The organism is Pseudomonas sp. HB05, from assembly GCF_016756915.1.
GTDB lineage: Bacteria > Pseudomonadota > Gammaproteobacteria > Pseudomonadales > Pseudomonadaceae > Aquipseudomonas > Aquipseudomonas alvandae.
The window spans coordinates 164,834-178,214 of sequence record NZ_JAESPG010000010.1; the positions used below are offsets into that span (position 1 = coordinate 164,834).

Genomic DNA, 13,381 nt, shown 5'->3' on the forward strand with positions numbered 1-13,381 from the left:
CAGACCGATCGTTTTCGCGAGCAAGCTCGCTCCCACAGGGTTTCGAGGCGTTCGCCCTATTCCCGGCCAACGCCCCGAACGACATAGCACACTACCGCCCCGCCAATTCCATGATCATCCGCGAGAGCAAATAGATTCGCGGCACCACGCTCTCGACTTCAGCGTATTCCTCAGGGGTGTGAATGTTACCCCCGACGATGCCAAAGCCATCCAGCGTCGGCGTGCCAACCCCGGCCGACAGGCTGGCGTCCGCCGCCCCGCCGCTGCCTTCTTCGGTGAGTTTGCGCCCCAGTTCGCCGTAGATACCCTGGGCCATGGCCATCAATCGATCCGACTCCTTCGTCTGCGGCATCGGCGGCAAGCCACGCTGCAGGCTGGTGGTGACTTCGGTGTCGGCGATCAACTTGTCCTTGGACACCCGGGCCAGGTCTTTTTCGATGCGGTCGAATTCTTCCGGCACCGCCGCCCTCACGTCGGCCTTCGCCGTGGCCTGGTCGGGAATCACGTTGGTCCGGTCACCCGCCTTGAGCACGGTGAAGTTGATGGTGGTTTTCTTCTCCGCGTCGCCGAGCTTGCCCAGTTGCAGAATCTGATGCGCCGCCTCCATCGCCGCGTTGCGCCCCAGCTCCGGCGCCACACCCGCGTGGGCCGCCTTGCCCTTGACCTCCACCAGCGCCGTTGCGCTGCCCTTGCGCCACACCACCAGACCGTCAGCCGGACGACCCGGTTCAAGGTTCAGGGTCACGTCGTGGGCCTTGGCGGTTTTCTTGATCAGGTCGGTGGCGGCGTCCGAGCCGGTTTCTTCGCTGGCGTCGAGCAGGAAGGTGATCTGCGCGTAATTCTTGAAGTCGAGGTTTTTCAGCACTTTCAAGGCATAGATGCCGGCGACGATACCGCCCTTGTCGTCCATCACCCCCGGCCCGTAGGCCCGGCCATCCTTGATATGAAAAGGCCGCTCGGCGGCGGAGCCTTCCTTGAACACCGTGTCCATGTGGGCCATCAGCAAGATCTTCGCCTTGCCGGTGCCCTTGAACGTCGCCAGGACATGTTGAGTACCGTCCGAATTGGGCACCTTCTCGATGGTCGCGCCGAGCTTTTGCAGCTCATCAATGGCGATATCACCGACCTGGGTCAGCCCCGGTACATAACCGGAACCGGAGTCGATATTCACCAGCCGTTCCAGCAGTTTCAGGGCCTCGCCCTTGTACTGCTCGGCATCGGCCAGCACTTGCTGATGGGGCTGCGCAAAGACAGCGGGGGCGAAGGTGCCAAGGGCCAGGCTCAAGCCAAGACTGACGGCCAGACGGGAGCGACGAGCGATAACGGTCATGAGTTCATCCTTGTTTCGTCGGGAAAGTACCCTTGAGGGAGTCAAGGGGCACCCTACCCGACAAAACGCCAATGCTCTAGACCGTCGACGTCTCCAACACCGGTCGATGTCGCTGACAGACAACCCGATTACGCCCGCCAGTCTTGGCTTCGTAGAGCATCTGGTCAGCGTCGTTGAGCCATGCACTGGCATCGCCATAAGCCGGGTTGAACGCTGCCAGGCCAATGCTCAGGCTCACTTTCAAGGCCGGATCCTGCTCATAGGCGAGCGTGGCAAAGCGCTCGCGCAAACCGTCCATGGCCTGCACCGCGTTGTGCAAGGTCAGGTCCGGCAGGATCACGCAAAACTCGTCGCCACCGTAGCGCCCGACAATGTCGGCAGCCCGCAGGTTTTGCCTGAGCAGCTTGCCGAGCTGGCGCAGCACAACGTCGCCGGCGCCATGGCCGTAGGTGTCGTTGATGGCCTTGAAATGGTCGATATCGATCAGCGCGATTGCGCCGTGGATTCCGTCCGATGGATGACGCAGGCAACGCTGGAACTCTTCATCGAGTCGATCTTTCCAGGCGCCATGGTTGAGCAGCCCGGTGAGGCTGTCAGTGCGACTGAGGGCCAGCAATTCGCGCTTCTGCCGGCCGAGCGTGTAGGCCTGGCGAAAGCAGATCCAGCCCAGCGCCAGCGGATACAGGCACAGCAGCGGCAGGCAGGCATAGAGCTGCGCCGGGCTGGTCATGGGCACGCTGCTCAACGGAAAAATCACGCCTCCTATCGCAATGCCGGCCACTTGGGCCGCGGCCCCGACCAGCAGGAAACGCAGCCCGCCGATAGCGACATTGTTCATGGCCATCATCGCCAGGGTGACGGCCGTGGGCAGCGGATTGAATTGCATCGCGGCGACCCAGAAGCCGCCAAGGAAAGCATCGATCAGCAGGTTGCGGTGTTCGGCGTGGTACGGCACCGCCGAGCGACGCGCCCATTGATAGGACACGTGCGGCCAGAGCAAGCCGTTAAACAACATGAAGCCCCAGACCCAGGGCGCCGGGTCGAGGGGCAGGACGGCAACACTCACCACCAGCAACCCCAGCGCCAGGCCTAGGATGCGCGATGTATACAGCCTCCTGGCCAGCGAGAGTCCCTTTTTTCCCGTCTTATGCATAGAGGCCTCTGCACCGCCGGTCTCCCGATCGCCGGGATGGGTTGTTGGGAGTCTATCAGGGCGGCGTCAAATAGCCATCACTCCATGCAGGGGTATTTATCCCACCGGACGAACGTAGTTCTTCGCGTATTTTGGCTATACATGAGGAGGGGAATTGTTGTCCGACACAGCGCGTATCAAAGCAGACACCTGCATGACATCGCGATATTCCAAGGTTTCAGCTTCACTTACCTTGATCCGTCGGATCATATCGACGGGTCAACATCCAACGTGACCCATGGAGGGCAACGACATGCTGGTGTTGTGGGTGGTCCTCGCCGTGTTCATCGCCTGGAGCTGGCTGACGTATCCGGGCATCGGCCACGTGCTGTATGACCTGGGCATGGCCCTGGAAGCGCGGCTTTACCGGCTGCACAAGATCACGGTGCCCATCAGTGAAATGACGGTGTCGACCTGGCAAGGTGGCCCTTATGAAGCGTCCGGCAGCATCCTGATGCTGCACGGCTACAGTGCCGACAAGAACCTCTGGCTGCGCTTCGCCCGGCATTTTGTCAGCCAGTACCGCGTGGTGATTCCCGACCTGGCCGGCCATGGCGAAACCGGCTTCAAGGCTGGCGGCGGCTATGACATTCCGACCCAGGCCCGGCGGGTGATCGAGCTGCTCGATGCCTGCGGCCTGGACAAGGTTCATGTGATCGGCAATTCCATGGGCGGCCACCTCGCGGCGTGGCTGGCGGCGACCTCACCTGACCGCGTGCTGACCCTGGCGCTGATCGACCCGGCGGGCGTCACCGCCCCCCAACCCAGTGACATGGAACGCCACCTGGCCGCTGGGCATAACCCGTTCCTGGTGTATTCGCGGGATGATTTCGCACCGTTCTACGCCATGACCATGGCCTCGCCGCCCTGGTTGCCGAGCGTGGTGCTGGCGGCACTGGCCGAGCGTTACGAACAGCGCCGGGAAGAACTGGCGGAAATCTTCGTCGATTTTCGCGCCAGCCCACCGATGGAGCCCCGCCTGAACGACATCCGCGCGCCGTCGTTGCTGCTTTGGGGGCGCAAGGACCGGCTGATCGACGTCAGCAGCGTGCCGGTCTGGAGCAAGGGCATCGCCGATTTGCGGGTGGAGATCTGGGACGGCGTCGGCCATATGCCGATGGTAGAGAAACCCGGGAAAACGGCGGCGTTGTATCGGGATTTCCTGAGGGGATTGGGGCAGTGAACACAAGGCAGGCTTGATTGCTTGCGACGACGTCTTCGGCGGGAGCCTTCGGATCAGTCCCTGGCAGAATGAAGTCCTGAAGATTCTTCGTTTGCCGGCATTGGCGAAGGCTGCGATCTTTCGTTCAACTTTCCCACAGCCCTCGCCAGGAATTCTCACGATGAGCTTCGTCAGCCCCGACTTGATCCGCCAACGCTTTTCCAGGGCGATGTCCGACATGTACCGCGACGAGGTGCCGCTGTACGGCGCACTGATGAACCTGGTGGAACAGACCAACGCCCAGGTGCTGGCAAACGACTCCCCGCTGGCCGAACACCTGCGCAGCACCGGCGAGCTCGAGCGCCTGGACTTGGAACGCCACGGTGCGATCCGCGTCGGCACCGCCGCCGAGCTGGCGATGCTCGGTCGCCTGTTTGCGGTGATGGGCATGGAGCCGGTGGGCTATTACGACCTCACGCCTGCCGGGGTACCGGTGCACTCCACGGCATTTCGCGCTGTTCACGAGGCATCGTTGCAAGTAAGCCCGTTCCGGGTCTTCACCTCGCTGTTGCGCCTGGAGCTGATTGAAAACACCGAGCTTCGGACCTTTGCCGAGTCGGTGTTGGCCAAACGGCAGATTTTCACCGCCGACGCCCTCGATCTCATTGAGCTGGCCGAGCGCCAGGGTGGCCTGACGGAGCACCAGGCTGACGAGTTTGTCCTGCAAGCATTGGAAACTTTCCGCTGGCACCACAGCGCCACGGTCACCGCCGAACAATATCGACAACTCAGCGCCCAGCATCGGCTGATCGCCGACGTCGTGGCCTTCAAGGGCCCACACATCAATCACCTGACGCCGCGCACCCTGGACATCGACATCGTCCAGGCCCAGATGCCGCGGCATGGCATCACGCCGAAGGCCGTGGTCGAAGGTCCACCTCGCCGACAGTGTCCGATCCTGCTGCGCCAGACCAGCTTCAAGGCCCTCGACGAACCCGTCGCGTTTACTGACTCGCCTCAGTCCAAGGGCAGCCACAGCGCGCGTTTCGGCGAGATCGAACAACGCGGCGCCGCCCTCACGCCCAAAGGTCGTGCGCTGTACGATCAATTGCTCAACGCCGCACGGGACGCCTTGGGGGAATTTCCCAACGAAGCCAACGCGCAACGCTACAACGCGTTGATGGCTGAACATTTCGCCCAATTCCCGGACACCCTCGATGAGTTACGCCAGCAGGCACTGGCGTACTTCCGCTACTTTCCGACATCGAAAGGCCTGGCCGCCAAGGGCACGTTGGCCAAACCGCTCACACTGGAGTACTTGTTGGAACAGCAATGCCTGCGCGCAGAGCCCTTGGTGTACGAAGATTTCCTGCCAGTCAGCGCCGCCGGTATTTTCCAGTCGAACCTCGGCGATGCCGCCCAGAGCCACTATGCCGGACAGTCCAATCGGCAGGCATTCGAAACCGCACTGGGACGAACAACCATCGATGAGTTGGCGCTGTACGCCGCGACACAGCAGCGCTCCATCGATGAGTGCATGTCTGCGTTGGGTGCGTAGAAAAGCCGAAGGCAAGACGGCGCAAGAAGTTGCACGGGGCGCTGGCTTCAATCCAGCGCTTGTCGCCGTTTCAGCCGCCCCAGCGCAGTGTGCAATCGACGGGGATACACGGCGCAGTCCATTGCGTGAATGTCCGGCGCTTGATGTCGGATTCGACAGCGCCGCTTCACCAAGCCACTGATTTATAGAGGTTTTTTAGCGAATGGCACAGCTCTTGATAACTCAGGCAGCCTCGGGACGATTCGCGACCCGGGCTTTCAGATTATTCCGCAAGGAGAGCATCCATTGGCTACCCCCGCTTACATGTCCATCGAAGGCACCAAACAAGGTCTGATCACTGCCGGCGCGTTTACCGCCGACTCGGTGGGCAACACCTATCAGGAAGGTCATGAAGACCAGGTCATGGTGCAAGGCTTCGAGCATCAGGTGATCATCCCGCGCGATGCCCAGTCGGGCCAGCCAACCGGTCAGCGCGTGCACAAGCCACTGGTCATCACCAAGGTTTTCGACAAGGCCTCGCCGTTGCTGCTCGCCGCACTGACCAGCGGTGAACGCTTGACCAAGGTCGAAATCCAGTGGTTTCGCACATCAGCCGCAGGCACCCAGGAGCACTACTACACCACCACCCTGGAAGACGCGATCATCGTTGACATGAAGGACTACATGCTCAACTGCCAGGACCCGAACAACAGCCACTTCACCCATCTGGAGGATGTCCACTTCACGTATCGCAAGATCACCTGGACCCATGAAGTCAGCGGCACGTCCGGCTCCGACGACTGGCGTTCACCGGTCGCCGGCTAAGTCACACAGGTGTTCGCCCAGTGCGACGGCCTCGGCATTCCATGCACTGGTAAAGAGCCTGACACTGGGCGAACGCAGACAATAATAGTGGAGCTTGCGCGGGATGTCCGTGAGCCCCACTTAAATAATTTTTCACGCCATGGGCCAAGGAATCCTTGCCCTCCCCCGCCAACAACTTCAATCGCGCCGGGCCGTTTTCTGCGCATCGGTTTCCTGCGCATCGGGATTACCGTGGCGTTGCTCACGCTTGGCCGGGTCGTTGGGGCGCAACGCGTCGTTGTCCCGCTCCACTTCACCAGGCATGGCCGGCTTATCAGGGTTGTGTTCGGATGGGTCTGATGTGGGCTTCATCTTGAATTCCTTCTGCTGTAGTGCCAACTGCTGGCGTGGGATTGCATGGCGGCGATGGCGTTTTAATCCAGGACCGAGTTGTCCTTTTCGCGAGCAGGCTCGCTCCCACATTGGAATGCATTCTTCTGTGGGAGCGAGCCTGCTCGCGAAAGGGCCGCCATAAGATCAGGCGTCGGGGTCTGCCACTTCCGCTGCGACGTTGGCATCCGGCGAGCGCTGGTGAAGTTCCTCGGCTCTGGTCTTCAGTTCTTGCCAGCGGTCCAGGTCAATCTCTCCCAGGCCGAACAGATCGTCAGCCAGCCGCATCAGCTCGGTGAAATGAGCGTCGGGCGACTGCTGGAAGTAAGCCTTGTCGTCGAACAGTCGCTGCCAATCGGCCAGCGACGGTGGTTTGAGGTCATCGCTCATGAAGGACTCCCGCGAGGCATTCATAAGCTATGAGGGGCGACGGATGCGGGGAGTTCCGGCGATTCTCAATAGCCGGTCATTTCCAGATAGCCGTTCCCGCCGTGACTGCCGCTCAGTTGCACCGGCCCTTCCCAGTAGGGAATGCGCAGGTTCATCCAAGCCCCGGGATTCAGCGCCCGGGTGGTAATGTCGAGCTGTTTGCCGGGGATCTTGACCGACCAGCGCACCGGCATCGCGCGCCCCGCGACCTTGGCGGTGTCCAGCGGCGCGAGGCTGATTTCGTCGGCATGCAACGTCGTCGCCTGGCCATGGGCATCGATCCAGGTTCCCGTGAGATACGGTGCGCCTTCCTTATGGCGCATGCGATAGAGCATCACCTGTTCGCCGCTTTCCAGGTGCAGCGAAAACCAGTCCCATCCGGTCTGGTTTTCCGTCAGCGGCTGGCTGCTCCACTCACGGTCAAGCCAGGCTGGGCCGCTGACTTCGTAGCGCTGGCCGTCGATTTCCAGATGACCACTCGCCTGGAAAAACGGCTGGCTGTAGTAATACGACGCCTGGCCCTGCGCGGATTTCTGGCTGAAACCCTGGTCGCCTTGCAGGACCAGCGGACGCGTCGACCTGAGCTGCAGTTCATAGTTGAAGTGTGCGTCACGCGCCTTGAGCTGCATCGCCGCCAGGGGATCATTGCCAGTGGCTTGAGTCGTCAATTGCCAATCATCGATCCAGGCATCGAAAGGCGTAGTCCGCACCCCGGCCTGCCCGACGCCGCCCCGGGCGTAGCGCTCGGCGGCATGGTGGACGCTGGCGGAGGTCACGGCGGCGTGGCCGAGCCAGATCGTCTGGTTGCGCCAGCCACTGCCCTGCACCGCAGGATCCTGGGCGCTGCGGAACAACGTCCACTGCACGCCGAAATCCCGCCCTTCGGCGTCCTTGAGATTAGCGGTGATGTACCACCATTCGATGCGGAAACCTTCATGAACACCGTGATCGGCTGGAAAGCTGAACACGCGCCCGGGCACCACGGGCGTGAACGCAACGGTGTGGGTGCCGAGACCGGCAAAACCCTTTTCCGGCGGCGTCGAGTCATCACAACCGGCAAGCAATGCAAGGAGCATCAGGCCGACTCTAATCTTCATGGGCAAACGTCCTCAGCAAATCCGTCGGCTGCGTGCGGTACAGCGCGTACAGCGGCCAGGCCGATGCCAGCAGCGTGGCGAGCATCGCCAAGGCCAGCAGTTGCGCCAGTTGCAACGGAAAGACCCGCAACGGCAGGCGCCAGCCAAAGGCCTGCACATTGATCACCGCATCCAGGCACCAGGCCAGGGCAATGCCCAGCGGCACGGCCAATAACAAGGTCAGCAGCGCCAGCAGCCAGGTCTGGCCAAGGTTGAGCAGCATCAATTGCCGCCGCGTGACGCCTATTGCCCACAGCGGTGCCAATTGGCCGAGGCGGCTCTGGCTCTGGGTCAACAGGCTGATGAACAACGCCACCCCGGCTACGGCCAGGGTCAGGCTGTTGAGCGCGGCGGTGGCGGCAAAGGTGCGCTCGAACACTTGGGTTGACCAGCCTTTGAGCCGGGCCTGATCGACGATGCGGCTGTCGTCGAGGTTGAACCGGTTTTGCAACGCCGCCAGCAAGGGTGGGATCTTCGACGGTTCGATGCGCAGGTTGAAACGATACGGCGTGAGCTGCGGCCAGTGCGCCAGCAGGTGCTTCGCGTTGATCAACACGTGGCCCTTGGGATTGCCGTAGTCGGCGTAGATTCCGACGATGCGCGGCGCCCACGGACCTTGTGGGGTCGGGAGGGTCAATCGATCACCGATCCGCACTTTCAGGCGCCGGGCCAGTTGTTCGCTGAGCATCAGCGTGTCGGTGCCGGCCAGTTGCTCCCACGCCTGGCCGTCGGTCGACTCCAGCAACGGCCAGTGCTGGCGATAGGAAGCATGGTCGATGATGCCGAAAATATCCGTCGGCCAGCCTTGCAAGGGAATCGACACCTGCCAGTTGGGCAGCACGGCGGTGACCGTCGGTTGTTGCTTGAGCCAGTCGTACAGCTCGTCCGCCTGGGCTGGCGTTTGCGGGCTGATATACAACTCGGCGGTCAATCGTTGCTCCAGCCAATCGCTGAACGTCTGGCGAAAACCGGAGGTCATGCTGCCGGCGCCGATGTTCGCCGCCAACGCCAGCAGCAACGCCATCAGCGCCAGGCTCAGCGTGGGCAATTGCTGGCGGCAATCAGCGAGAAACCACTGCCCGAGCACCGAACGGCTGCCACGCAACAACCGGTTCAACACCCCATTGAGCAGCACCGGCAAAGCCAGCGCCGCGCCCAGCAACAACGTCGTCATCAAGACAAAACCGCTCGCCAGGCTGTCGCCCCGGACCAGCACCGACACGGCGATCAGCGCGGCCAATGTCGCCACCGCTCCCTGGCGCCGCAGCCATCGCGCATGGGCCTGGTGCCAGGCCTGGGGATTGGCCAGCGCCAGCAGAGGCAGGCGTGCAGCGCGCAAAAGACTCTGGGCCCCGGCCAGTAGCGCACCGAGCAGGCCCAGGCCAATCCCGCCCAGCCACCACCAGGGGCTGAGGTTCAATTGCCCGGGCACTTGCGCGCCGTACAGGCCCCGCAGGCTCGCCGCCACATCGGGCAGCAACAGACTCGCCAGCCAATACCCACTGAGCACGCCAGCCACGCCGCCCAACAAGGCCAACGCGCCCAGCTCCAGCGCCAGGCTGGTGATCAGCACCCGCGCGCTGACGCCGCAGGCCCGCAGGGTCCGCAACAGGCTGCGGCGTTGTTCCAGCGCCAGGCCGATGGCCGCATGAACGATGAACAACCCCACCACAAACGACAGGAACCCCAGCGCGTCGAGGTTCAAATGGAAGCTTTCGGTCAGGCGCGACAGGTTGTTTTCCTCGTCCGCGTGCTTGAATTGCAACAGGCCGTTGAATGCCTCGGGCAAAGTGGCCGTGAACGTGGCGGGCAGCAGCAATCGCGAAACCTGCTCCGGCAAACCCAGCAGTTGCTGGGCGAAGCCGATGTCCATCAACAACACGCCCGGCGCCATGTCGGGTTGCACATGCAAGGGCGGCAAGGCCTGGTCGCCGACGGTGCGAGGCCTGTCGCCCTCCTTCAGCCCCAGGGCTTGCAAGGTCGAGGGGGCGATCCAGGTACGCCCGGCACCGGTGAAGAACTCCACCACTTCATCGATTTCCCGGGCCTGTCCCGCCACGGCCGAACCCGGCGGCAGCGACACCGGGTCAATGCCCATCACTTGCAGCCGCTGCTCTTCGTGCCCCTTGAGCGTCACCCGCGCCTGCAACACCGGCGACACGGGCCAGCCTTGGCGACGCAGGTCGACAAACCATTGCTGCGCGAAGGTGCCGCCACCCGGCGCGCTCAGGCTGGCCTGGGGTTCGCCACCGATCAACTGGCTGGCCCGGGCGTAGCTGTCGCGAGCCTGGCTGTTCAGTGCCTGGACGCCGATGAGCAGGCTGGTGGCCAGCCAGAGCCCGGTCAGCACACTGAAGAATTGCACCGGGTGTCGTCGCCAGTGGCTGAGCAGGGCCTTGAGCGTCTGGCGAAAAACCATCAGGCCTGGACCGCCTGTGCCAAACGGCCACCTTGCAGCACCACACGATGCGCGAGGCGCGCCGCTACTCGTTGACTGTGCGTGACCATCAACAGGCTGGTGGGGCTGCCGTCGAGCAATTCCAACAGCAATTGCAGCACTTCGTCGCTGGTGGCTTCGTCGAGGCTGCCGGTCGGCTCGTCGGCCAACAGCAAGGGTGGCCGTGAAGCCAGCGCCCGGCCCAGCGCCACCCGTTGTTGCTGTCCGCCGGAAAGTTGTTCGGGATAGCGCCGCAGCAGGTCTGTCAGTCCGAGTCGCTGCACCAGATGCGCCTGCCAGCCAGCATCGAAACGCCCACACAGGCGCGCCTGGAAGGCGAGGTTGTCATCCACCGACAGGCTGCTGATCAGGTTGAATTGTTGGAACACCAGGCCGATTTCCGTGCGTCGCCAATTGGCCAGTTGGTGCTCGCTCATGCCGTCGAGCTGGTAGTTACCGCTACGGATGCTACCTCGGTCCGCTTTGTCCAGGCCGGCGACCAAGTGCAACAAGGTGCTCTTGCCGCTGCCCGATTCACCCATCAGCGCCAGGCTGCTGCCCGGGGGCAGCGTGAGGTCGACACCTTGCAACACGGGCAGCGGGCCTTGGGGCGTGGCGTAGCTCTTGAAGACGTTGCGGACTTCCAGCATGGGCAAGACTCGGGGCAGATCGGCGAAGGCGTCAGGATAGCGGAGGTTCAGAGGGTTGTGAGAGTTCCAAAAGATGCTTGGTCTAGTGTCCAACTGTGGGAGCGAGCTTGCTCGCGATGGCGGTGTGACAGTCGATGAAGATTTTGAATGGGCTGACCTCATCGCGAGCAAGCTCGCTCACAAGGGATCTGTGGTGCGCGGCCCCTTCAGTCATGGCGCTGGATCAACCATGGTCGATCCTCACTGCCCCGCCGCCACTTCGGTCTTCACCGGCCCTGGTGTGACGATGCTGTCCAGGTCGATATGTTTCCAGGCCGGCTTGGCCCCCAGCCGGGCATTGAAGCGGTAGTTGAAGGTGAAGTCGTCTTCGGTCGGTTGGTTCAATGGCTTGCCATAGTGGGCCATGATCCCGGCCGGGTCGTAGCCCATCAACTCCAGCAGCGTCGGGAAGATGTTGTAGTGGCTGGAGCGATCCTTGTTCTGTGCCAAGGTGCCGCGCCAGTCCAGCGTCTGCAGTTGGCGGCCCTGGATCACGACGAGCGGCACGAGCCCTTCTTCCTCCACCGGATCACCACCGCAGTGGGTGTTGAGCCCGGGGTTGCCGCGTTCGTGGAGGTCCTGGCCATGGTCGGAGGTGTAGATCAGCACGGCGTTCGTGAGGTTGCCTTCACGGAAAAGTCGCTGGAAAAATTCGCCGACGTTCCACAGCAAGGTGTTCTGGTAAGCGTTGCGGTAGAGCGCCCAATCGCCTTTCTCGCCGTTGAAACCATCGCGGCTGCCGGTGTCGCTCACGTCTTGGAACTGCCCGCGTGGCAAGGCCGGACGGTAGGTCATGAAGTCATCGGGGTATTTGTCATGGACTGGAAAATGCGCGCCGACCTTGTTGATCACCACCAACTCGGCCCGGTCGTTACCCAGCAACTCGACCAGCTTCGCCACGGCCGCCATGTCCCGGTCGCGTACGCGGGTCTGGTCGAATTGGACGAATTGATCGATCGCTTTTTTTTCCAGCTCGGTCATCAGGTTCTGCAGATTGCCGCCGGTGCGCTGGGCATCGATATAGACAGTGCGCAACCCGGCCTGGTGGGCATACTGCCAGATCGACGGTTGTGTGCTGTTGATGCGCACGTAGTCGCCTCGGGTGCCGCCATAACGCAGGGTAACGTTGGTGTCGGCGCTGCAATTGGCAACAGACGCCGCGTAGCCATAATTGAAAATGTCGACGCCGGGGGGCGGTGTCTTCAGCCCAGTGGAGACGCCGGACGGGGTGTTGATGTCGAGGTAGTTGCCGGCAATGCTTTCGTCGATGATCAGCACGATATCGTGGTTGATCGGAGAAGATTGCCGGGCGAGACTGACCGGCTCCCGAGGCCCGACGGTGTTGTGCAACGTCTCGTAGATGAACAGGTTCAGATAGGCCAGCGGCGTGTACATCACCGGCAGGCCGCGCGCGCCCTCGCCCGCTCGCACGAACAGCACAGCGCTGAGCAGCAGCACGCCCAACACGGGCGCGACGATCGGCACGTAGCCGGGCAGCGGTAGCCGACGTCGCGGTTTGAGGGCGATGCCCAACAACAGCAACACACCGCCGGCCACCGCGCTGATGATGACCTCGCGATATTGATAGGCCGCCTCCTGGATAAAACCACCGGAATACACCAGCGAGACGAACTGGCTGTAGGTCAGGTAGCTGTCGGTCACCCGCATGTACGTCTCGAAGAACACCGCCGAGACAAACATCGCCAGGGCAAACAGATGCCTTACCAACGCCGGACGAATGTAGGCGGTCATCCATAGCGCCAGCACCAAGGCCAGGAACATCGCGCCAAACAGCACCGTTGCAAGACCAAAACCCAGGGCCGCCAGACGCTCCAGGTACAAGTCATGCCCCCGGAAAAGGTACAGCACCAGCAGCACTTCCTTGAGGTATCGGGTCATGGTTTCTCGACGGCGTCGCGCAGCAATGGAGGGTTCGCTTTCTGCACACTAGCAGCGGGTTTTCAAAGCGCAAGAAACTGGACGAACGGCCAGAGCGTCAAAAAAAAGTTAGCCCGAAAATGACACCTTTGACACCCATAAAATATAAAAAACTATGGATATATACCGTTCATCGCCTCGTTAAACAGCGATATCACCCTTTAAAAACGGCACTTATCCAAGTCTGTCAATGACTTGATATCAAAAAGCCCCAATCTCTCGAGTTTGCCAACACTGACAACTGTCATTTTGCTGACACGCTTTTCAGAACCTGCGCTATACCCCTCTAAACAGTTTCATCCGAGTTACATCAATCGGTTTACGAGGCGCGCGAAAG

11 protein-coding genes are annotated in these 13,381 nt (G+C 61.9%); 3 read left to right on the forward strand and 8 right to left on the reverse strand.

Annotation, left to right across the window (positions count from 1 at the left end; all coding sequences use genetic code 11):
- Positions 1 to 91: 91 nt before the first annotated feature.
- Together JMN22_RS12270 and JMN22_RS12275 are read right to left on the reverse strand one after the other, a co-directional pair.
- Positions 92 to 1,330 carry a M20/M25/M40 family metallo-hydrolase gene (locus JMN22_RS12270; protein ID WP_198795999.1) on the reverse strand — a complete coding sequence of 413 codons (1,239 nt, stop codon included), beginning with the start codon at positions 1,328 to 1,330 and terminating at the stop codon, positions 92 to 94.
- 76 nt (positions 1,331 to 1,406) lie between these two features.
- Complete coding sequence (locus tag JMN22_RS12275) at positions 1,407 to 2,483, reverse strand: diguanylate cyclase (RefSeq protein WP_030142099.1); 1,077 nt, start codon at positions 2,481 to 2,483, stop codon at positions 1,407 to 1,409.
- A gap of 292 nt (positions 2,484 to 2,775) precedes the next feature.
- Between JMN22_RS12275 and JMN22_RS12280 the strand changes: the two genes are divergently transcribed.
- The 3 genes from JMN22_RS12280 to JMN22_RS12290 all read left to right on the forward strand — a co-directional run bounded on the left by JMN22_RS12280 (position 2,776) and on the right by JMN22_RS12290 (position 6,046).
- Complete coding sequence (locus JMN22_RS12280) at positions 2,776 to 3,705, forward strand: alpha/beta fold hydrolase (RefSeq protein WP_030142098.1); 930 nt, start codon at positions 2,776 to 2,778, stop codon at positions 3,703 to 3,705.
- Positions 3,706 to 3,865: 160 nt separating this feature from the next.
- Entirely contained in the window at positions 3,866 to 5,242 is a 1,377-nt protein-coding gene (gene hglS / locus JMN22_RS12285; protein ID WP_030142097.1) for a 2-oxoadipate dioxygenase/decarboxylase HglS, read from the forward strand.
- 285 nt (positions 5,243 to 5,527) lie between these two features.
- Positions 5,528 to 6,046, forward strand: coding sequence for an Hcp family type VI secretion system effector (locus JMN22_RS12290; RefSeq protein WP_030142096.1), 519 nt, complete (start codon positions 5,528 to 5,530; stop codon positions 6,044 to 6,046).
- Positions 6,047 to 6,223: 177 nt separating this feature from the next.
- On the opposite strand, the gene JMN22_RS12295 is transcribed toward JMN22_RS12290, so the two are convergent.
- The 6 genes from JMN22_RS12295 to JMN22_RS12320 form a co-directional block, all read right to left on the reverse strand.
- The gene (locus tag JMN22_RS12295; RefSeq protein ID WP_187293355.1) at positions 6,224 to 6,397 is read right to left on the reverse strand and encodes a hypothetical protein; all 174 of its coding nucleotides are present in this window, start codon (positions 6,395 to 6,397) and stop codon (positions 6,224 to 6,226) included.
- 165 nt (positions 6,398 to 6,562) lie between these two features.
- Positions 6,563 to 6,805, reverse strand: a complete 243-nt coding sequence (locus JMN22_RS12300) for a hypothetical protein (RefSeq protein WP_030142095.1) — start codon at positions 6,803 to 6,805, stop codon at positions 6,563 to 6,565.
- Positions 6,806 to 6,870: 65 nt separating this feature from the next.
- On the reverse strand, positions 6,871 to 7,941 hold the full coding sequence (locus JMN22_RS12305) for a lipocalin-like domain-containing protein (protein ID WP_198795998.1): 1,071 nt from the start codon (positions 7,939 to 7,941) through the stop codon (positions 6,871 to 6,873).
- Positions 7,931 to 10,402, reverse strand: a complete 2,472-nt coding sequence (locus tag JMN22_RS12310) for an ABC transporter permease (RefSeq protein ID WP_198796071.1) — start codon at positions 10,400 to 10,402, stop codon at positions 7,931 to 7,933. The genes JMN22_RS12305 and JMN22_RS12310 overlap by 11 nt, the downstream gene beginning before the upstream one ends.
- Positions 10,399 to 11,067 carry an ABC transporter ATP-binding protein gene (locus tag JMN22_RS12315; RefSeq protein ID WP_030142171.1) on the reverse strand — a complete coding sequence of 223 codons (669 nt, stop codon included), beginning with the start codon at positions 11,065 to 11,067 and terminating at the stop codon, positions 10,399 to 10,401. Before JMN22_RS12315 ends, JMN22_RS12310 begins: the two co-directional genes overlap by 4 nt.
- 240 nt (positions 11,068 to 11,307) lie before the next feature.
- Positions 11,308 to 13,005, reverse strand: a complete 1,698-nt coding sequence (locus JMN22_RS12320) for a sulfatase-like hydrolase/transferase (protein WP_198795997.1) — start codon at positions 13,003 to 13,005, stop codon at positions 11,308 to 11,310.
- Positions 13,006 to 13,381: the final 376 nt, after the last annotated feature.

What these genes read in the sequence shown, in the direction of transcription:
- hglS (WP_030142097.1), top strand. Translation starts at nt 3,866, where the DNA reads ATGAGCTTCGTCAGCCCCGACTTGATCCGCCAACGCTTTTCCAGGGCG.
- JMN22_RS12295 (WP_187293355.1), bottom strand. Translation starts at nt 6,397, where the DNA reads ATGAAGCCCACATCAGACCCATCCGAACACAACCCTGATAAGCCGGCC.
- JMN22_RS12315 (WP_030142171.1), bottom strand. Translation starts at nt 11,067, where the DNA reads ATGCTGGAAGTCCGCAACGTCTTCAAGAGCTACGCCACGCCCCAAGGC.
- JMN22_RS12320 (WP_198795997.1), bottom strand. Translation starts at nt 13,005, where the DNA reads ATGACCCGATACCTCAAGGAAGTGCTGCTGGTGCTGTACCTTTTCCGG.
- JMN22_RS12300 (WP_030142095.1), bottom strand. Translation starts at nt 6,805, where the DNA reads ATGAGCGATGACCTCAAACCACCGTCGCTGGCCGATTGGCAGCGACTG.
- JMN22_RS12270 (WP_198795999.1), bottom strand. Translation starts at nt 1,330, where the DNA reads ATGACCGTTATCGCTCGTCGCTCCCGTCTGGCCGTCAGTCTTGGCTTG.
- JMN22_RS12305 (WP_198795998.1), bottom strand. Translation starts at nt 7,941, where the DNA reads ATGAAGATTAGAGTCGGCCTGATGCTCCTTGCATTGCTTGCCGGTTGT.
- JMN22_RS12280 (WP_030142098.1), top strand. Translation starts at nt 2,776, where the DNA reads ATGCTGGTGTTGTGGGTGGTCCTCGCCGTGTTCATCGCCTGGAGCTGG.
- JMN22_RS12275 (WP_030142099.1), bottom strand. Translation starts at nt 2,483, where the DNA reads ATGCATAAGACGGGAAAAAAGGGACTCTCGCTGGCCAGGAGGCTGTAT.